Below are 20,527 nucleotides of genomic sequence, written 5' to 3'. Positions count from 1 at the left end.
AACTCATTACCGAAAGCGATAATCATCTCTATTCAAAAAATAAGTAGAATTTGACAGATGATAAATAAGATAAATGCGCCCGTAGCGCTACCATACAAATATCTTACGGTTAAGCAGCCGATTTAGCCTCATTCGCTCTTCTTCATGGAATGGCTTGATAAAATAAGCCACCAGCAAAAAACAACTACCAGCAAGAGTTGCCATAATCAACAAACCTAACCAGTCACTTTGTACAGATACAGATAACTGCTGCGTCAAGATTAACCCTAACAATGCAGCAGCTAATAACTTGAAATATCCTATACTATCAGGTCTATATGTGGTAGTACGCATTAGAGCAACAATAAGAGTTGTGTTGAATATGATTTGGTTAGCAATTATTGCGACAATAGGACTCCACAATCCATAACCCGCTTCGAGAAGCAAATAAGCCAGTGGCAGCACAAGCATGCTCAACGAGCTCCCCCAGGTGCAAAGATAACTCTTATTACTAACAATTGTAACGGCTACTAGTATTTGGCGCTGGCTGAGGGGAATCAATGCCAGCAATAAACCTGCCAGATAATAGCCTGTTTGATAAAATTTTTCACCGCTTAGCAAGCTTACCAGGTCATCTCCCGCTAGCCAGGTGAATACCAATATAGGCATTAGAACGAAAAGACTTGACTTCCCCGTGAGATTTGCATTTCGTGTTAATTCCATCATATCACCTGCAGCCACATAGGAAGCAACCAGTTTAGGTCGGATCAAACTAAACAATAATGTAGCTGGTAGATAGCGCGAAATATGCTCAAATAGGTTACGAAGAAAACCGAATAATGCTGTTGCTTCCACACCAAGATAACGTTGAATTAAGAAAATAAACACCTGAGAACTATAGGTTAGTGTAATAAAATGACTTACATACATGTGCCGTGCAATACTCCACATCTCGGACCAGCTAGGTGGTTGCCAATCTTCCTGTCCAGGAAGTTCTTGATGCGCACTCAGATATCGAGTTAATCCACGTAACGCTAGCATCGCCCCTATGATTGATGCCGCTATTTCAGCCAACACTACATGATATAGATGAACCTCACTTTGAATAGCCACAACAGCACTGAGTGATGACAGCATAATCATATTACGTGTCACCAAACTAATTTGAGCCTGCCCTTGCTGCAACAAGGGTTCTAATGCGCATTCCCGGACATGCCTTCCCAATCCTTCCGTAAGTAACACCAGCAAATAAAGTCTTGCCACATCCAAGTATTGAATAAACTCCAAAGGCAAAATCGATGGCAAGACCAATAATAGTAAAAGAACACCTATGAAAAGAAATAAGGCAATGCGAACAAGAACTTGCCATACGAAATCCGCTAGAACTTTACCATTGGCATGCAGGCGAAATTCTGGTAAGTAGCGCGCCGCTACCCAAGGTAAACTGAGAGCGGTAATAGCCAATGCAATTTCCATTCCAGCTACCAAAAATACATAGACTCCATATTCTTCTACCGCCAGCTCACGTACCATCATTAGTAGAATAAGCAATGAAAGCAAACCCGATGCAACCTTGCCAGAGAGAAAATGCATCGCGCTACGCTTAAGCACGGCACCAGAGTAGGGAGAAACACTCATGGCTTATTATTTACTGTTACAAGAATATGCTTACGATGCAGCCATGCCAGATAACCCAGCAGTGCCGAAAACACGACTTGAATGCTCGGCAATTCAAGTAAGGAAGAACGATAAAAGAGATGAAATAAAAATAATGCCAGGGCAGCCTGAATAGCAGCGGCATCGGCTCGTACTTCTGGCACAGTAGATTCTCGTTGTAGCCAATAAGCACAACGCCAAGCGAAAGCAAAGATCGCAGTAAATAAACCAAAACCAAACAATCCTAATTCCCAAAGAAGTGTTGACGCCGATGTTAGTCCGATGCCGTATGATGGATAGCGCTTCGCAACATGGCCTCTTGTAGCTGAATGCGCACTGCCGATTCCATTTCCAAATATAAAAGAAATAGGATCATGTTGAGCGACTTGCTGCTCTGCCCAAAAAGTCAATACTGTAGTGCGATTGAGATGGAATGCTCCATAACCACGTTGATAAATATTGTAATCGAGAGTGTCTGTAAACTGTTTCTCAATCGATCTATGCGATTGACTCAGATAGTAATATCCTGCTGCAGTCGTAAGCAATGTTATGGCAATAAAGCCCATCAACCAATAATGTAATCGAATAAACATATCACGACGATACAGTACTAAAAACATTAGTGGTAGCATTATGACTACAGACTTTGTTTCCCCCAGAAACAAGGGAGCCAACACTAGTGATATTAGTATTAAAAGACGCGTTATTGATAACGACTTTTCCATACGACGCGCCAATAGAAAAGCAAGAACGATAACCAGAAAAAGGGCCATTTCTCCACTTGCGCCTCCACCATCCATTTGCGCTCCAAAAGTTCCTGCGACAACATCAACAGCCGCATTTCCCCATGTGCTCTCCAATTGAGGAACAAAAAATATGCGCTCATACGCCGCAAAGGGTAACTGTAACAAAGCAGTAATCACAAAAAAAACCAGCCATCTATGAATATCCCGTTCATCAAAAGTAAGCCAGCACAACGCAAACAAAAGCCCCCATAACTGAAAGTAACGCTTAAAACCACCTATAAATTCACTTGCTGAATTCCACTGAAGAAGCGAGTTAAGAATTGCATAAAACAAAAAACCGAAAGCAATCCAGATAAACCCAGGAGTATCTTGCAACATCTTCGGGGAAGCACCTATCCCAAAGAAGGTTATAAACATTAGAAAAAAACCTAATAAAGAAACACCCCACGCAGCTTTTGAGGCAATAAAATCAAAATGGAGCGGAAGAATACCTACAATCAGCAGGCCGAACAATAAAATACACCATATAATCCAGTTCGGACGCAACACAAGCATGGCGCCTATCACAAGAGCAGCTGCTAAACTGATTATGATGGGATTAGCTGTTACTGCGAACAAACCAAACAACATTGCCATTAGCACACTGGCCAATGCAATAATATAAAAATATATTTTCTGTTTGTTATCTAAATCAGATGAATACAATTTTTTATAGATAAAATCACCTATACTCCGAAAGTCCCTATTAACCTTATACGTTCATTAGCTTTTACTGAGGATAATAAGTCTTGAATAAAAATGGTTTGTTGCTGATAGGCCTTATTTTTATCAGAATCAATAGAAGATACGCGCACCAACATTCCATCTGGAACATTTCCAGTCATACCGTACTTTAATTGTTGCAATTTCTCTTCAATACCGGGTAAGACAGCCTTATTACCGACAGTTACCCAATAAGTAATCGGTTCATTACGATAACCCTTAACAGCCAACAAGCGTTTAATTGGTAGTTTTCCATATTGCGTAAGCAATTCATCAGCAAAAGTTTTCATTATCTCAAAGCCTTGAGCGTAGTAGCATACTTCTGGCTTGTGTATCGCCAGATTGTCACTCTGATCCCCACCGTAAGCCACAGAAAGCATAATGCGTTCACCCAAAGAGTTTACGTACGTCCGTGACAAAGTTTGATTGTATATTTTGTCAAGCATAGCTTGTGTATCGGCATCTACCTGCAACGGAATAATTGATTTATCAATACGCCAGTCTGCAAACTCCGTCGGGATCATTATTTCAAGATCAATTTTTTCTTGTTGGTCCGCAATCTTGTTGGTTGGAGTCAACGCTTTTGTTAACGCGCCTGACGACACCATCAATATGCCCAAAAAAATACTGATAATTATTGATTTTCTCATCTCCCCCCCTTATTTTCAGACAAAGTCTAATATTCTTACTAATTATCCTTTCGTATTGTAATTAGCTAGCTGTTACTCATAGTGGAATATGAAGCCCTAACTGGCTGCGCTCTGACAAAATACTGTAACGCCGCATCGACGCCAAGGATGAGTATTAATGCACTGATAAACAAAACCATGCCGGCAAAACCATGAAGGAATCCTTGTCCTGCTGCATCCCCATAGTGATAGGTAATCAGTGTAAGTACCATAACGCGAATAACGTTAGCGGTAAAAGAAATAGGTACAATTAGAATAGCTAATGTCACATTGCGTAATACCGAGGTATGATGCACAAGGTTCAAATAAAATAACCCCAGTGCTTCCAATGTCAACAATGTTTGAAGTCCAGCGCAAGCATCTGCCACAAGGAGTTGATATTGCCCAATTTGCAAGATAACACCATTCCTAGCTATTGGATAATCTGCCCAGAATAAAATATGTTCTGCCACAAATGAAACTGCCATTTTCATGGGCATAGTGAGTAGACTGACCACTTGACCAGGCAATGGAATCATAAAAAGTAAAAAGAACAATGGAAACCACATGACTTTCAGAGCAATGTAACCCCGCTTTATAAGGATAACAGCTGCTAGTATCCATATGAAAGAACCCATTTCAAATACTAATATTTGTTGTGAACGTCCAATGATATAAAGAACCAGAGCCACAAAGAAAACTATCCATCCAAAGGAAGAAGTTGATCTCCCCTCACTCTTATTGATCATCTCCATCCATTTTCGATACATTAACCAAAGCGAAAGCATTAGTATAATCGGCCCGTGCGCTTGTTCTTCTTTAGACCATATTCCATTGGCAAGATCATAAAAAGTGGGGACATATAAAATCAACAACCCAAGAAAGATAGGCCACCAGTCCACAATAGCTGACTTTAAATCACGATGTTGATGAGTAAATGAGAACATAGTTTTTTATTCTAGAAGTCAATCAATACAGAACCAACTACCTCGGCTCCACAGTACTTAAGCTGCTCATTAATCATGTTGATATCACTTAATCGGGTATTATTTTTGTGCGCAACCACCAGCACTCCATCTGTACGAGCAGCAATAGCAAGTGCATCGGCACCACTTGAAACAGCCAGAGTATCATAAAGAATCACATCGAATTGATTTGCAAGTTGATCATTTAATTCATCAAATAAGCTCCGATTGAGAAGCTCCAAAGGATTCGGCGGAAGTGTTCCTGCCGGCAATACGGAAAGATCAATAAACGAATCTATTTTTGCAATTACTTCGGAAATATTTGCTCGACCAGCAAGTACATCGGATAGTCCTTGCCTGTTTCTCAAATTGAATATCTCATGCTGCTGAGGACAACGTAAGTTAGCATCTATCAGTAATGTACGCTCTCCAAGTTGGGAAAACACGACCGCGAGATTTGCTGCAAATAGGCTCACACCATCACCCAGGTTATAACTTACTACTGCAAGTGCTTTATGACCTGAAGTAAACCAACGCAACATTAATTGACTACGTACCGCACGAAAAACTTCTACTTGAGCACCAAATGGTTGATAAGCAACGATCAATTCTGGCGGATGATTCCCCTGACCAGGCAATAAATATGGATAGTCAAATTGCTGCGCCAAAACTAACTGTATATCAGCTTCAGTAATCAAGCCTAATTTAAGTGCAGCATCGCCAAAACGCAATCCAGTCTCTTTTTGTAAACGCAACACACGCTCAGCTTCAACTGGTGTAATTTTTCCCATATCCAAAAGGATATGTCCAATACTAAACTTCCGAATATGCGATGAATTTGCGCTGATAGAACTGGGATCGCTAATTTTCCTGGTTTCTGAGGAACTTGTAATACTCATTTTATTCTCCATATTTTGAGCTTAGGCCAGTTCATCGTATTAAACGTGGCCAGCCCAATTGCAGGCGTTTTTGTTTTGGTATTCCTTTTTTTATAACACCAAGTACAGGTACATGAAGCACATCAACAAGATCTTCAGGAGAACGCACACGGCGATCAATCATCTCTGCAAGCAAACCCATTCCCAGCCCAAGTAAAGTTCCTAGAATCACAGACAAAACCACGTTTAACAGCAATTTTGGACTATCCGCTTTATCGGGGATTTTTGCCGTATCCAGTATGGAGACGCTTGATAAATTAGCTTGTCCTTCAAGGCTAGTCTGATTTAAACGTTGCATAGCGCTATTGTAGGCTTGTTGAGCACCTTCTACTTCTTTGAAATGAAGATACAGTTCATTTCTAGCTTGATTTAGAGCTAACACTCTAGCTTTCTGTTCTTCCAATGCCGTTCGTATTTCTCTTTCCTGACTGACAGCAGAGTCAGTAGTAATCCTGATATGCTTATTAAGTTCAGCTCTCAATTTTTCCATCTCAGCTTTAGCACCCGCATAACTAGGATGATTATGACCCAATTTTTGTGAGACTTCAGAGAATCTCGATTCGGCTTGCGACAAATTTAACTTGAGATTACTGATCATTGCATTCTTAGCAATATTGCTACTTTCGCCCCCTCGGTGCTTGATATCTTGTTCTGCAACAGTTCCCATCAATTCCGCTTGGGCGGATACCAGTTGACTAGAGAGATCATTTAAACGTTTTGTCTCAATATCAAGCCGAACGTCGGCATCAATGATTCCTGCTTCTTGTTGATATTCAGTTAGCTTTTTCTGAGCTGTCTCAAGTCTTTCGCGTAATAAATTAAGTTGATCGGTAAAATAAGCTGCCGCTTTCTGCGAAGGCTCCACCGTAAGGCGAATACTTATTTCCTGGTAAGCATTCGCGAATGCATTTGCAATAATTGAAGTAAATGTAGGATCTGCACCTTTATAACTAATACCAATCACGCTGCTATCACGAGAGGTTTCTATATCCAAGTTCTTTAGCAGTAAAGCAGCCAACCACTCACGTAAACCTAAATTACTCCCACTTTCTTCAAATTGCCTCTTTACCACATCGTTCTGATCAAGTCTAAGTTGATCCACCACCATCAGTGCAATTCTAGTGCTCTTAATAACATCTAATTGCGTCGCCAAATAACTAGGATTCAACTGCGCTGCTGAAACCATTCCTGTTACAGGATCAGCCCCTTTGTAAGTAAGGACAAGCGTAGCTGTAGATTTATAGCTTTTGGGCAGAAGGAGGCTCACAACTAAAGTTGTTAATATCGTAACAATCAATGTGAATAAAATCAGTTTTCGCCGAGCCAATATGATAAGAAAAAAACGAGAAAAATCCATGTGTAAGCCCCAGTCTCAACCTAATAGTTACAATATTTGTTTTAAATAAATTTAGTAATAAGAAATTCAAGAGTTAAAGTCAGAACAGACTTTCCTTGATATAGATCACATCATCAGGCTGTACCAAGTCACTGGATCTCGGAGTAAACATCTGTAAATTACCTTCTGTGTCACGACGTTGAATTTTTAATCCTCGTTCCGTCCCACGCTGCGTCAATCCCCCCCCTACTGACAGAGCCTGTATCACCGTCATATTACGTTCAAGCCTATATGCCCCAGCACGTTGTACTTCACCGTAGATATAAAATCTAGGAGCTCGTTCAACATAAATAAAATCATTACTCTGTATAATTAGATCCTGCGATAGATCGCCAGTACGAACCATCTCCTGTATATCTATCACTTCCTTAATAAATTTATTTCCATCGGCACGAATCAGAACAACAAGTTCTCCTCCTTCAGGAACAACACCTCCTGCCATCGCAAGAATCTCTGTTAGACTGCGTTTCCCTTCGATAGGGTAGCGCCCCTGATTTCGAACATTGCCAAGTACAGATACCATCTGACTCTGTAACGAAGCAGTAACGATCATAACCTGCGGTTTACGCAGAATATCCCGACTTTCCAGAAGATTTGCTATCTTTCTTTCTGCAGCTGATGGAGTTAGTCCATCTACTACGACTTCTCCCAGAAGGGGAAATGTTATTTTCCCAGTCTCACTCACTTTCGTTTCGGTAGTCATATCCGGATGGCCGTAAACAAACACTCTTAGCGCATCACCAGGTCCTAATGCACTTTCCCCTGTCTCTGCAGCCACCGTATTCCCAACACAACCGATCCATAACAAAGTAATGACTATTGCTAAAATCTTCATTGTCTTCATAACACTTATCATTTGCCCATAATCCTTAATTCATACCGCACTGAACATTATATTAGGAAAGATAAACTATTTAATATAAACATCAACTTATTTGAGTCCCATAATACCACGCTCGATAGAGCTGCCAGAGGCTGGCTCAGTCAGATTTAAATTATTTGTTGCATTATCAGCATTTGGAGCAGCTTGTGGAACAGCCGGCTTATCAGCAGTACTGGATTCTGGTGCTTTAGCATTCAAATATTCGATTTTTGCAGCTGTGCGTAAACGCGCGACTTCCGCATCAGTTGCTTCCTTATATTTTTGGTTCAACAAAAATCGTTCAATTTGAGGCGCCGCAGCTGTCAGTGTAATAGGACTGTCCTTTATTGCATTAACCGAAATCAGCAAACTATTCTCTTGCTCATTAACGATAAAAATAGTGTCCTTACTTTTTTCTTGTAGCATTTTAGCCATCTGAGGAGGCAGATCGGTGCTACTACGTGATGCCAAGCTTCTGAGATACTCAACTTTATTTTTCTCAAGCCAAACCACAACCTGATCTACAGACTTTGCTGCATCGATAGTTTTCTTTAATTCACTACTGATATCCTTTGTTGCAACACGAACTGTTATCAAATCAAATTGCTTACGCTGCGAGAAAAACTCAGGATGTTTCTGGAAATATTCATCAATCTCAGGCTGAGTAGGCTTAGCAATTTTACTCACAATACCTTGCATATAAGCTTGCGCTATTACTTGCGCATTTGCACGATCGCGCGCTTGCATTACATCAGGCGTACGATCCAACTTGTTGCGAACAGCTTCATCAAGAATTAATTGACGAACAATCAGAGATTCCAAAAGCTGCTTACTCGCTGCTTCATACTGTTCAGGGCGGACATTGGCACGCTTGATTTCTTCATTTAGCTGAAGCATGGTAACTTCTTTACCATTGACACTAACCAGTGCCTGCCCAGTTTTTTTTTCTTTTGGCTCATTGCTGTCACAAGCTGCAAGAACTAATGCGAAACCAATCATGAATCCTATTAGTGCCGTCCGAGTATTTGCCAATACCATAATATTTCCCTTAATAATTACAAATATAATGAAACAAACTCAAAAAAATCTAACACACATCTTTACATAATGCCTAAACACAGAATGAGAACAATACGTTCCATTGATCATCTCTGAAGCTGGATACGACAATTAAACTATAAACTTTAATACTTAAAGTAATTCTTTATAAAGCACATTAATATACATTGATAATCAACAATATACAAAATATATTCCGATTCAATACTTGAAGCTCACCTTCGATCATGGAATATTCTGGATAACCGATTAATTTATCTAAAAAATATGACAAAGAACTTTGCTAACTTGTTCCTTCAAAATCATCTCTATCATAAGATTATTAGTCAATGATATACCTTGAATCTTGAATATCTCTCTATTTCTGTTACCAAAGTTAACAAAAACACGCTTAAATCTTGTGACCCTCAATTTGGTAAAGCCCCAAGAAGATTCAGATACAATTTTCGCGCACTTTTATTGTCATCATGTGACAATCGAAAGCATGTGATAGCCTAAGCTTACCAAATACCACCATAATAATACTTTGAATTGGTACCTTTTACCCGGTATCGCCGTCTGCAATGCCAGTCGCATCCTAACTGGTCATGATAACCATGCTACTGGGCAGTTTGTCTAATCAATCCCAATATTGCATACTAACGATTTATCCTGTGATGTAGGATAAATCTGTATACATTTCTATCAGGATTCTTCATTCTTAACAAACACAGATCACAGATTTACGGGTATTGATTGATACCAGAGTTGTTAAATCGCTGCAATTCTCGAAGCGTTTCTAACGTAGAAAGTGGTTTACTAAAATAAAATCCTTGACATTGGCTGCATCCACGCTGTTTGAGAAAATCAATTTGTTCCTTTGATTCAACACCTTCTGCAATTACCTGAATATTCAGGCTGCCAGCCATTGCAATAATCGCCGTAACTATCGCCGCATCATTCTCATCGATCGCGATATCACGCACAAAAGAACGATCAATTTTAAGTGCGTCAATCGTATAGTGCTTCAAATAACTCAAATTAGAATAACCGGTTCCAAAATCATCGATCGATATCTTGAATCCCATTGCACTTAATTGTTGCAGCGTTTCATTCACCTCAACGATATTTTCAGCCAGCATGCTTTCTGTAATCTCCAAAGCTAAGCAACTCGCAGAAACTTTTGCTTGCGTTAGAATATTCGCCACATCTTGCACAAACAGCTTTTTCTGAAATTGTTTGACGGAAAGATTGATAGCAATTCTGGGCACATTCAACTCTTGGTCTTGCCACGCTTTTAGCTGCTCGCACACCGATCCGATAACCCAATCCCCGATCGGCAAAATCAGGCCTGTTTCTTCCGCCAGCTTAATGAACTGAACGGGCGGTATCAATCCCTTTTCAGGATGTTGCCAGCGCAGCAACACTTCCAGACTAACCAAATGATTGGTGTCCATATCAATAATCGGCTGATAGTACAATACCAACTCATTATTTCTGATGGCTCTATGCAAATCGTTACCCAGCTCGTGTTTCTCTTGAATCAAACGATCCATCTCAGCCGAATAAAACTGATAATTACTACGCCCCGTAGCTTTAGCATGATACATCGCCAGATCGCTATGCTTTAACAATGCGTCAACATCCTTACCATCCTTGGGATACAGCGCAATTCCGATACTGCTGTCAATATGGAGTATCCGTTCATTAATATGATACGGCAGCGCCAGCAAGTGCAAGATTTTCTTCGCTATCGATTCAACATCCTCCAAATCGGTGATTTCCGTCAATATCACGATAAACTCATCCCCGCCTTGACGCGACGCCGTATCCTCGCTGCGTATGCTGGATAAAAGCCTCACAGCCACTTCTTTTAGCAGCAAATCGCCAAAACCATGACCCAGCGTGTCATTCACAACTTTGAAGTGATCCAGATCTATAAACAGCACCGCTGAAAAATCATGATGGCGCTGATTATGCGCCAATGCCTGCGACAAGCGATCCTGCAACAACAATCGATTCGGCAATCCTGTCAGCACGTCATGATTTGCCATAAAACTGATGTGCTGTTCCAATTGCCTGCGCTCCAACCATAGCCTGAAATCGTCTGCGATATAATTAATCAGGTTTTGCTCGTCCGGCAGCATGAATGACTTTTCTTCCCGGTAGAAAACCTGCAATTGACCGCAAAAATGTCCACCCACTTTGATTCTTGCGAAAATCCCATGCGTCAGGTCTTCGTTATAGTGATTTGAAGTATGGCGCTGCTCATAAATACTGATCATGCAGGCCGCATGGTCGGGAAACTGCATTGCTGGAATCAGATGATCGAATATCCGTTCACAAAGCTCACCGACAGAAAGATCTTGTTCCATCTCCCGCCGGATCGCATATAAACACGTTCTTTCCTTTAGCCGTTCATGCAAAATTAATTCTTTCTGCTTGCGCGCGGTGATATCCACGCGGACGGATATATAGCGAACTATCCGGCCGCTACCGTCTTTGAACGGAACGATAGTGGAATCGACCCAGTACAAGCTGCCGCTTTTTCTCCGGTTACAAATCTCTTTATGCCAAATTCTGCCATTGGTGATGGTTTCCCACATGTCTATAAAAAAATCACTCGAATGCACACCTGAGTTGAGAATCCGATGATCCTGACCGATAAGTTCGGAGCGGCCATACCCGCTAATCTCACAAAAACGGTCATTGGCTTCAATGATCCGGCCAGAGCGGTCACTCACGGAAACCAGTGCAAGCTGCCCAATGGCTTCTAGGTAAGTTGTCAGCTCCGCATTGGTGGTTTGCAATTCCTTGTAAAGTAATTTTAATTTAGACTTGGACGCGACTAATGCTGCATTGGCTGCTTGCAATTCTTTATTTGTCGACAGCAATTCTTCATTGGTCGATTGCAGCTCTTCGTTGCTCGATCTAAGCTCTTCTTGCGAAGTCTGCATTTCCTCATGAGTCGCTTGCATTTCCTCACGCATGAGCTGCAGTTCGGTCATCATCGCTAATACAATATCATCACCTTTTTCGGATGAGTCCGCTGCTTGCTCGATGTGTGAAAGCCGTAGTACCTCTTCCAGACTGATCATTGGATTTTTCTTGGTCATCGCTTGAAGAGAGAAATCCTGAATCAAGTTGCGCCTTTCTTGCGGCAATCCATTATCAAGACGTTTATACACCGCCAAACTGCGCTCCAGAGGGGCAAACATCTCCGGGAAATAATCGATCGATTCCGCAGTTCCCAATAGCAAAATGCCGCCAGGATTCAGCGCATAATAAAACAGCGGGAATAATCTTTTTTGTAATTCACGGTCCAGATAAATCAGTAAATTCCGGCACGATAAAATATCCAGCTTGGAAAATGGCACATCGGCAATAAGATTTTGTGGCGCGAATATCACCATCTGGCGTATTTCATTACAGACCCGGTAGCCATTTTCGTGCTTGATGAAAAACCGGTTTAAGCGTTCCAATGAAATATATTGACTGATCGCCAGGGGATAAAAACCCTGCCGTGCCTTCGTGATGGCATCCTGATCCAGATCAGTCGCAAATATTTTCACCAAGTACCGGTCTTGCACGCCCCTTTGCTCCAAAGCTTCCCGGAAAAGAATGGCGAATCCATAAGCCTCTTCCCCTGTCGAGCAAGCAGGCACCCAGATTCGCACTGTTTTTCCTTCAGGATGGGCTGCCAAAATGGGTGGAATAATCTCCGCTTTAACATACTGCCACATGACCGGATCGCGAAAAAAATGCGTCACATTGATTAATAGCTCCTTAAACAACAAATCCAGTTCAACAGGATTCTCGTTTAAGAAGCGCGCATAATCTTCAACCTTACTGATTTGATTCTGTTGCATCCGCCGCTCCACACGACGATATAGCGTGCTTCTCTTATACTGAGAGAAATCATTACCCATCCGCTTAGACAAGAGTTGCACAACTTCACTCATGGCACCATCAAGGTGAAATCCTTGCGATTTGGATTTCAAATAACTGGTAACAATGCCCGGCAACACATCGAGTGCTACGCGCGTGTCCACTGTGCTTGCCTCAATCGCGCGATCCGGCATATCCCCCGGTTCACTGGACATAGAATCCTGCGTAAGCCCCAATCCTCCTTTTTTCCTTATGGCGCGTAAACCCTGAGTACCATTTGCACCCGAACCGGAAAAAATAACACCAACCGCCGACTCCCTATACTCTTCCGCCAAGCTGTGGAAGAAAAAATCGATTAAGGAATTCGATAGATGCCCCGGCTCGGCGTCCAATACACACAAAAAACCATTGGAAATAAAGACATTCTTGCTTGACTGCTCAACAATATAGACACAATCGGGCTGCACTTCGATCAGATTTTCCACGCGCACTATCTTCATGCTGGTAACATCTTGCAGTTGCTGAGGAGATAGATTTCCTTGTATCGCATCTGATTGCTGAATAACGACAAAAGCCGCACCACTATCCGCTGGTATCTGGGAAAGAAACTGCCGTAGTGACTTGAGTTCGGTAGCTGAAGCACCAATACCCACCACTGGGAATAATGTCCTTTCAGGATCGACTGGTTGATGAGATGGGATAGATGGGTTTATACGCGATTTTTGTTTTATTGCGGTCAACTTCTTCGGACTTGAATTCGTTTTTCTGATCATCAAAAGAAGCCTCTGATTCTTTGAAGTTAACAGGAAAATTTTGATTGGTGTTTTATAGCATAGTTTTATGAAAATTTTTAGCCTTATGAATACGGAATGGAAATGAATTTGAAGATTTGAAATACACCAACTCCAGTTCGACCTTGCGCCACAACATAATAAATACGCAGAAACCATTTTAGGCCGAGAATCACTACTGCATTTACCATACAAATGGTCACTCAAAGGCTTTTACATACCAAATAAGCTAAAGAATTCACATAATCTTGTTTATTTTTTCAGATGAAATCACAAAATATTTTCACCGGAATCCCCAAAAACCTGGATCAGGAATTATTTGAATTTCTAGCCGGAAACGACACAGTGACGATAGAAAAGATCATCTCGAAAGGACAAAAATCGCCAGAATCCGGCTGGTATGATCAGGAAAAAAACGAGTGGATTATCGTATTGAAGGGCAAGGCGGCACTGTCTTTTGAGGATGAAGCATCAGTACATCTTAATGAGGGAGACTTTATTAATATCCCCGCTCATAAAAAGCACAAAGTCTCATGGTCAGATCCAGACAATGAGACTATCTGGCTCGCTGTACATTATTAAAGAGATTATTTAACTTAGAATCAAGTAGCAGAATCCGGAATAAATTCTGTTACCCGGGTTCACCATCAGAAATCTTGGTAAAAACCTGATATTACTTGATTTCCAGCAATTAATTGCGCACTTGCTTGCTATATTTCTGACGGAATTTCTCAACCCTTCCGGCAGTATCCACAATTTTCTGCTTACCCGTGTAGAACGGATGACACAGTGAACATACCTCAATATTCAATGGTTTGTTCATGGTAGAGCGTGTTTTAAACACATTACCGCAACTGCAAGTTACGGTAATTTCCTGATAGTCTGGATGAATGTCTGCTTTCATTACCTATATCCTTAATTATTCAATCCCCAATGGGAAGATTAAAAAGCCGTGTATTATCCTTTAATGTACGTATTGGCGCAACTGTGAAAATTAAATCCTAAACCCGCCGCATCGAATCAAAAAAGTCGGAATTATTCTTAGTTGCCTTGATTTTATCCAGTAGAAACGCCATCGCATCCATATCGTCCATCGGATGCAGTAACTTGCGTAGTACCCAGATTTTCTGCAGTACATCAGGAGAAATCAGCAATTCTTCCCGGCGGGTTCCTGACCGGTTCACATTAATCGCAGGATATATCCGTTTCTCCGCCATTTTCCGGTCAAGATGAATTTCCATATTACCGGTACCCTTAAATTCTTCATAGATCACATCGTCCATACGCGACCCAGTATCAATCAATGCTGTTGCGATGATCGTCAACGATCCACCCTCTTCAATATTACGCGCCGCGCCGAAGAAACGTTTGGGCCGCTGTAACGCACTGGCGTCCACACCGCCTGTCAGCACTTTACCGGAAGCCGGCACCACCGCATTATAAGCGCGCGCCAGCCTTGTGATCGAATCGAGCAATATCACGACATCTTTCTTGTGTTCGACCAAGCGCTTGGCTTTCTCAATCACCATTTCGGCAACTTGCACGTGCCGCGTAGCTGCTTCATCGAAAGTGGATGAGATGACTTCCCCTCTCACCGAACGGATCATTTCCGTCACTTCTTCCGGGCGTTCATCAATCAGCAACACCATTAAAATCACATCCGGATAATTAGCCGCAATGGCGTGCGCGATGTGTTGCAGCATCACGGTTTTACCCGACTTAGGGCTAGCCACTAACAAACCGCGCTGTCCCTTTCCAATCGGAGCAATCAAGTCAATGATACGGCTGGTGATATTTTCTTCGGCTTTGATATCGCGTTCGAGCACGAGCCGCTCATCCGGAAATAATGGTGTCAAATTTTCAAACAGGATTTTCTGTTTGGAATTTTCCGGCGGTTCGTTATTGACCTTATCAACTTTCACCAGCGCAAAATAACGCTCTCCTTCCTTTGGCGGGCGAATCTCGCCATCAATCGAATCTCCGGTATGCAGATTAAAGCGCCGGATCTGACTGGGTGAAATATAAATATCATCGGGCCCCGCCAGATAGGATGTATCCGGAGAACGTAAAAATCCAAAACCATCCTGCAATACTTCCAGCGTCCCATGACCGTAGATATTTTCACCCTTGCGCGCCTGATTTTTAAGCAATGCGAAAATCAGATCCTGTTTCCGCATTCGGTTGGCTCCATCAATTTCGTTCTCGACGGCCATTTTTACTAGTTCAGTGACGTGTAGGTTCTTTAAATCGGATAAGCGCATGAAAAAGCTCGTGAAAAAATAATACTCAGGTGAAAGATAATGATGCTGGAAGGAAAGTTGTTACGGATGGGATTATTTAATATAAGGTGGTGTGGGCTTTACCAATCACCTAGTCCACAAATCTATTATGTTCAGTAGACTAGCGGGTTTAAATATGGCTGTCAATAAAGGCAGTTAATTGTGATTTTGATAAAGCTCCGACTTTGGTAGCCTCGATATTGCCGTTTTTAAACAGCATCAGAGTCGGGATACCGCGAATACCGTATTTCGGCGGTGTTAGCTGATTTTCGTCGATATTCAATTTAGCTACTTTAAGGCGTTCACCATATTCGCTCGCAATCTCGTCGAGTATCGGCGCTATCATTTTACAAGGGCCGCACCATTCCGCCCAGTAATCCACCAGCACGGGAGTTGTCGACTGCAAAACTTCCGCATCAAAATTAGCATCAGTAACGTAATGAATATGCTGACTCATATGATCCTCATTCAATTATTCAGTATTAAGAAGAGTAAACCTAATTATCTCAAAGATTGGTTTACGGGATTGATTGGAATAACGCTGTAAAAGAGTGGTATAAAACTAAATTGTTATGCTATAGAAAAAACTGTTAAAAGGGAAGTAGCTTTTTAAAATAGCGCCCGGAAGAAACCCGGGATATTGTCTCACACTCGCAGGAACCGGAACCAGACAATCATTCTGTCGCTTGTTGAAATGCCACAATATGGTCGGCTTCGAGTCTGATCCCTATTTTCCCGCCGATCGCATGATCATGGTGGCTGGGGACGAGCGCAAGCACTTTAGCTCCGCCCGCCAGACGCAACGTATACAAAATCTCTGCGCCGCGAAATGCCTTATGAACCACCGTCGCCTGCATCGCGCTGCTATCGTCATGCACAATATCATCCGGACGCAGCAATACATCGACGCTACACCCGGCCTCGCAGTGCTGCGGAATTACTCCGTTTAATACGCCCAATTCAATTTCAACCTGTTGTGCATTGATCACTTTGCCGGGAAGAAATACTCCCTGACCGATAAAGTTAGCCACAAAACGATTAGCCGGACGGTGATACAGATTGAATGCCGTATCCCACTGTTGAATCTCGCCGTGATTCATCACGCCGATTTCATCGGCAATCGCAAACGCCTCCGCCTGGTCATGCGTCACCAGAATCGCAGTGGTTCCTTGCTGCTTGATGATCTCGCGGACTTCCGTGCTTAACCGTTCGCGTAAACTCACATCCAGATTGGAAAACGGCTCATCCAGCAACAACAGATCCGGTCTCGGCGCCAGTGCGCGCGCCAGCGCAACGCGCTGCTGCTGCCCGCCCGATAATTCATGCGGATATTTCTTCGCAACGCTGGTCAGATGCACGACATGCAGCAATTCTTCAACCCGCCGCTCACGTTCCACTCGCGTTAACCGGTGCAGACCGAAACCGATATTGGCAGTCACATTCAGGTGCGGAAACAACGCATAATCCTGAAACACCATGCCGATCCGCCGCTGTTCCGGCGGCACGAAAGAGTCCGCACTGCTTACACAGGCACCATTGAGCACGATTTCTCCGCCCGCAACCCGCTCAAAACCGGCGATACAACGCAAGGCAGTAGTCTTGCCGCAGCCGCTCGGACCGAGTAAACAACCGATCTGCCCCTTTTGCAATTGCAAAGATAAGTTACGGATAACGACCTGCTCGCCATACGCTTGCACAACGTGATTCAGTTGCAGCAACCCTGTACTCATCGGTTTACTTCTCAGTTTGTCGCATAAACAAGAAAATCGGAATCAGCCCGGCCAGCACCAGCGTAACCGCGGGCAACGCAGCCTGCTCCCATTGCCCTTCGGAAGTCATTTCATAAATTCGCACCGCCAGTGTATCCCAGCCAAAAGGCCTCGTCATCAGCGTAATCGGCATCTCTTTCATGACATCGACAAACACCAAAGTCGCCGCCGTGAAAATTCCCGGTTTCAATATCGGAATGTGCACCTTCCGGATCATCGCCCAGCCGTGCAACCCGAAACTCATCGCCGCCTCGTCGATATTAGGCGTAATCCGTTGCATCGCGCCATCGATCGGGTAATGGCTGACCGCCATAAAGCGGATCAAATAGGCAATCAACATAATCATCAGCGTGCCCTGGATCAATTGCCCTGTCTCGATTTGCAACCAATTCATCATCCATTCGCTGAGCCGCCCATCGAGCCAAACCAGCGGCACATACACGCCAATCGCCAGCACCGTACCGGGCAATGCATAGCCGATCGTGGCAATGCGAATCGCATAGCGCGTCGCTGGACTGGGATAACGCCGTGCCGCATAAACCATGGCGATGACAACCAAGCAGATCAATAAAGCCGCCAGACCGGACAACGATAGCGAGTGCCAGAGAAATTCCAGATAGCGGGCCACGTCATAATCTTGCGTAAACGATCGCATCGCCCACTGGCACAATTGCAACACCGGCAGCAGAAATGCCAGAAACAAGACACTCAGGACAAAACCGGTCACCAGCCAGTTATGCCATCCCATCAACCGGATACGCTGCGCACGTTCGGTTCTTTTGCTTTCCGCATAGCGCATACGCAACCGGAACTGCTGTTCCAGCACGATCACAACAAAAATGATTAGAATCAATAAAGAAGCGAGCTGCGAAGCCGCGGGCAGTGAAAACATGCTGAACCACGCTTTGTAAATTGCGGTCGTGAAGGTGTTGTAATTAAACACCGCCACGGTGCCGAAATCCGCCAACGTTTCCATAAGCACTAGCATCACGCCTCCGGCTATCCAGGGCCGTGCCATCGGCAATACCACTTTGAAAAATCCTTGCTTACGGTTGAAGCCCAGCGATTGCGCTACTTCCAGCGAGCGTTTGCCTTGACTCAGAAAAGCATTGCGCGCCAGTAAATAAACATAAGGATAAAAAGCCAGCGTCATGACCACAATCACACCGGCCCTGCCGCGAATATCCGGAAACCAGGACAAATCCGAATCCAGCCAGGCGCGCAATAAAGTTTGCACCGGACCGGTAAAATCAAATAGTCCCAAAGCAACAAATGCCGTGACATAAGCAGGCATCGCCATCGGCAACAGCAACGCCCAGGAAAAGAACCGCCGCCCGGTGAAGTCATAAACCGCGGTGAGCCACGCCAGACTGATGCCCAATAGCGCAGTCCCACTGACGACACCCAAGGCAAGCCAGAACGTGTTGATCAGCAGTTGAGGAAGGGTCGTTTCAAGCAGATGCTGCCAAACATCACTGGCCGGTGCAAAAAAAGCGGACACGATCACGCCCACGGGCGCCAGTACCAATGCAGCGGCTATGAAAGGAACTGAGCGCCAAATGGCCATGACATGTTTGTGAAGAAACGGAACGAAAAAACTGGCGTAAGAAGCTATTATTTCCTAGCGCTTCTACGCCGCATTGATCTTTGTAGAGGCCGTACCTTTTTACTGATATCCCGCCCGGTCCATCAGTTTCACGGCGGTGGTCTGCAATTCGCCGGCTTTAACCAGGTTCATCGGATTTTGCTTGAAACTGCCCCACGCCGCGACAAACGGATCCGCTGCAATCTTCGGATTAACCGGATATTCCATATTCACATCGGCAAACAGATTTTGCGCTTTATCGGATGACAGGAATTCCAGCAATTTAATCGCAGCTTGTGCGTTACGGCCATGGCGCGTGACACCGGCGCCGGAAATATTGACATGCACACCACCATCATTCTGGTTCGGCCAGAAAATCGCCAAGGGCAAATTCGGGTCTTTTTTCATCAACCGGCCATAGTAATAAGTATTGACCACCGTCACATCGCATTTACCGGCAGCGACAAATTCCAAGGCTCGGGTGTCATCGGATAGCGGATCGGTCGCCAGATTGGCCACCCAGCCTTTGACAATTTTTTCGGTCTCGGCTTCGCCATGTCCGGCAATCATCATCGCCACCAGGGATTGGTTATACACTTTCTTCGATGTGCGCAAACACAGCCGTTTGTTCCACTTCGGATCGGCCAGATCTTCATAAGTTGAAAGCTCTGATGGCTTCACTTTCTTAGTGTTATAAATCAGTGTACGTGCCCGGATCGACAAACCGAACCATTCCTTTTGAGGGTCACGCAAATGCGCCGGGATATTGGCTTCCAGCACGTTCGATTGCACCGGCTTCAGCAAGCCTGCCCGTGCCGCCGCCCAAAGATTACCCACATCGGAAGTAATCAGCAGATCCGCTGGCGTGTTTTTTCCCTCCGCTTCCAGCCGGGCAAGCAATGCGCCTTCATTATCCGTGGTGTATTTGACCTTGATCCCGGTTTCCTTGGTAAACGCGTCAAACATCGGTTTGATAAGTTGCTCAATGCGCGCGGAATACACAACCACTTCCTCGGCATGCGCCAGCGGTGCGATCAGAGAAGAGAAAAGAAAAAAAACGGCAAAATAAAAACGGCTTACATTCGATTTCAACATGAAAAAATTCCAGGCAAAAAGATTCATCAAACGAATTAATTATTGAGGGTTACTATAGTATGAATAAGAATAATTATCAATTAAATACCATGAACTCAAGGTTTAAAGAA

At 43.6% G+C, this 20,527-nt stretch carries 16 protein-coding genes; 1 reads left to right on the top strand and 15 read right to left on the bottom strand.

What is annotated here, in order from left to right:
- Nucleotides 1-87: 87 nt before the first annotated feature.
- The 9 genes from R2103_RS03370 to R2103_RS03330 all read right to left on the bottom strand — a co-directional run bounded on the left by R2103_RS03370 (nt 88) and on the right by R2103_RS03330 (nt 13,554).
- Nucleotides 88-1,617 (bottom strand): hypothetical protein, encoded by a 1,530-nt coding sequence (locus R2103_RS03370; protein WP_317530123.1) that lies wholly within the window; start codon nt 1,615-1,617, stop codon nt 88-90.
- Nucleotides 1,614-3,017: a hypothetical protein gene (locus R2103_RS03365; RefSeq protein WP_317530122.1), complete on the bottom strand. Its 1,404-nt coding sequence runs from the start codon at nt 3,015-3,017 to the stop codon at nt 1,614-1,616. Before R2103_RS03365 ends, R2103_RS03370 begins: the two co-directional genes overlap by 4 nt.
- An 89-nt stretch (nt 3,018-3,106) precedes the next feature.
- On the bottom strand, nt 3,107-3,793 hold the full coding sequence (gene epsI, locus R2103_RS03360) for an exosortase-associated protein EpsI, B-type (RefSeq protein WP_317530121.1): 687 nt from the start codon (nt 3,791-3,793) through the stop codon (nt 3,107-3,109).
- Nucleotides 3,794-3,858: 65 nt separating this feature from the next.
- Complete coding sequence (gene xrtB, locus R2103_RS03355) at nt 3,859-4,758, bottom strand: exosortase B (protein ID WP_317530120.1); 900 nt, start codon at nt 4,756-4,758, stop codon at nt 3,859-3,861.
- An 11-nt stretch (nt 4,759-4,769) separates the two neighbouring features.
- Complete coding sequence (epsG, locus tag R2103_RS03350) at nt 4,770-5,675, bottom strand: chain length determinant protein tyrosine kinase EpsG (RefSeq protein ID WP_317530119.1); 906 nt, start codon at nt 5,673-5,675, stop codon at nt 4,770-4,772.
- Nucleotides 5,676-5,706: 31 nt separating this feature from the next.
- Nucleotides 5,707-7,071 carry a chain length determinant protein EpsF gene (gene epsF / locus R2103_RS03345; RefSeq protein ID WP_317530118.1) on the bottom strand — a complete coding sequence of 455 codons (1,365 nt, stop codon included), beginning with the start codon at nt 7,069-7,071 and terminating at the stop codon, nt 5,707-5,709.
- A gap of 79 nt (nt 7,072-7,150) precedes the next feature.
- Complete coding sequence (epsE, locus tag R2103_RS03340) at nt 7,151-7,954, bottom strand: polysaccharide export protein EpsE (RefSeq protein ID WP_317530117.1); 804 nt, start codon at nt 7,952-7,954, stop codon at nt 7,151-7,153.
- A gap of 87 nt (nt 7,955-8,041) precedes the next feature.
- Nucleotides 8,042-8,971 (bottom strand): EpsD family peptidyl-prolyl cis-trans isomerase, encoded by a 930-nt coding sequence (locus tag R2103_RS03335; RefSeq protein WP_317530116.1) that lies wholly within the window; start codon nt 8,969-8,971, stop codon nt 8,042-8,044.
- 782 nt (nt 8,972-9,753) lie between these two features.
- Nucleotides 9,754-13,554 carry an EAL domain-containing protein gene (locus R2103_RS03330; protein WP_317530115.1) on the bottom strand — a complete coding sequence of 1,267 codons (3,801 nt, stop codon included), beginning with the start codon at nt 13,552-13,554 and terminating at the stop codon, nt 9,754-9,756.
- A gap of 399 nt (nt 13,555-13,953) precedes the next feature.
- Between R2103_RS03330 and R2103_RS03325 the strand changes: the two genes are divergently transcribed.
- Nucleotides 13,954-14,271 (top strand): cupin domain-containing protein, encoded by a 318-nt coding sequence (locus tag R2103_RS03325; RefSeq protein WP_317530114.1) that lies wholly within the window; start codon nt 13,954-13,956, stop codon nt 14,269-14,271.
- A 109-nt stretch (nt 14,272-14,380) separates the two neighbouring features.
- Here R2103_RS03325 and rpmE read toward each other — a convergent pair whose 3' ends face one another.
- From rpmE to R2103_RS03295, 6 genes are all read right to left on the bottom strand, one after another.
- Nucleotides 14,381-14,593, bottom strand: a complete 213-nt coding sequence (rpmE, locus tag R2103_RS03320) for a 50S ribosomal protein L31 (RefSeq protein ID WP_317530113.1) — start codon at nt 14,591-14,593, stop codon at nt 14,381-14,383.
- A 97-nt stretch (nt 14,594-14,690) separates the two neighbouring features.
- The gene (gene rho, locus R2103_RS03315; RefSeq protein WP_090317194.1) at nt 14,691-15,950 is read right to left on the bottom strand and encodes a transcription termination factor Rho; all 1,260 of its coding nucleotides are present in this window, start codon (nt 15,948-15,950) and stop codon (nt 14,691-14,693) included.
- A gap of 148 nt (nt 15,951-16,098) precedes the next feature.
- A complete protein-coding gene (trxA, locus tag R2103_RS03310) occupies nt 16,099-16,425 on the bottom strand; it encodes a thioredoxin TrxA (protein ID WP_108697359.1) in 327 nt (108 codons plus the stop codon).
- Between the two features lie 217 nt (nt 16,426-16,642).
- The gene (locus tag R2103_RS03305) at nt 16,643-17,698 is read right to left on the bottom strand and encodes an ABC transporter ATP-binding protein (RefSeq protein WP_317530112.1); all 1,056 of its coding nucleotides are present in this window, start codon (nt 17,696-17,698) and stop codon (nt 16,643-16,645) included.
- 4 nt (nt 17,699-17,702) lie between these two features.
- Nucleotides 17,703-19,304 (bottom strand): iron ABC transporter permease, encoded by a 1,602-nt coding sequence (locus R2103_RS03300; RefSeq protein WP_317530111.1) that lies wholly within the window; start codon nt 19,302-19,304, stop codon nt 17,703-17,705.
- Nucleotides 19,305-19,403: 99 nt separating this feature from the next.
- Nucleotides 19,404-20,417, bottom strand: coding sequence for a Fe(3+) ABC transporter substrate-binding protein (locus R2103_RS03295; protein ID WP_317530110.1), 1,014 nt, complete (start codon nt 20,415-20,417; stop codon nt 19,404-19,406).
- Between the last annotated feature and the right edge of the window lie 110 nt (nt 20,418-20,527).

Source organism: Nitrosomonas sp. Is24, assembly GCF_033063335.1.
Lineage (GTDB): Bacteria > Pseudomonadota > Gammaproteobacteria > Burkholderiales > Nitrosomonadaceae > Nitrosomonas.
This window is presented reverse-complemented; position numbering and strand designations above follow the sequence as displayed.

Coding starts and splice junctions, on each gene's coding strand:
- R2103_RS03365 (WP_317530122.1), bottom strand. CDS start 3,017: ATGGCAATGTTGTTTGGTTTGTTCGCAGTAACAGCTAATCCCATCATA.
- R2103_RS03295 (WP_317530110.1), bottom strand. CDS start 20,417: ATGTTGAAATCGAATGTAAGCCGTTTTTATTTTGCCGTTTTTTTTCTT.
- R2103_RS03305 (WP_317530112.1), bottom strand. CDS start 17,698: ATGAGTACAGGGTTGCTGCAACTGAATCACGTTGTGCAAGCGTATGGC.
- epsF (WP_317530118.1), bottom strand. CDS start 7,071: ATGGATTTTTCTCGTTTTTTTCTTATCATATTGGCTCGGCGAAAACTG.
- R2103_RS03335 (WP_317530116.1), bottom strand. CDS start 8,971: ATGATTGGTTTCGCATTAGTTCTTGCAGCTTGTGACAGCAATGAGCCA.
- xrtB (WP_317530120.1), bottom strand. CDS start 4,758: ATGTTCTCATTTACTCATCAACATCGTGATTTAAAGTCAGCTATTGTG.
- epsG (WP_317530119.1), bottom strand. CDS start 5,675: ATGAGTATTACAAGTTCCTCAGAAACCAGGAAAATTAGCGATCCCAGT.
- R2103_RS03325 (WP_317530114.1), top strand. CDS start 13,954: ATGAAATCACAAAATATTTTCACCGGAATCCCCAAAAACCTGGATCAG.
- epsI (WP_317530121.1), bottom strand. CDS start 3,793: ATGAGAAAATCAATAATTATCAGTATTTTTTTGGGCATATTGATGGTG.
- R2103_RS03370 (WP_317530123.1), bottom strand. CDS start 1,617: ATGAGTGTTTCTCCCTACTCTGGTGCCGTGCTTAAGCGTAGCGCGATG.
- rho (WP_090317194.1), bottom strand. CDS start 15,950: ATGCGCTTATCCGATTTAAAGAACCTACACGTCACTGAACTAGTAAAA.
- epsE (WP_317530117.1), bottom strand. CDS start 7,954: ATGAAGACAATGAAGATTTTAGCAATAGTCATTACTTTGTTATGGATC.
- R2103_RS03300 (WP_317530111.1), bottom strand. CDS start 19,304: ATGGCCATTTGGCGCTCAGTTCCTTTCATAGCCGCTGCATTGGTACTG.
- rpmE (WP_317530113.1), bottom strand. CDS start 14,593: ATGAAAGCAGACATTCATCCAGACTATCAGGAAATTACCGTAACTTGC.
- trxA (WP_108697359.1), bottom strand. CDS start 16,425: ATGAGTCAGCATATTCATTACGTTACTGATGCTAATTTTGATGCGGAA.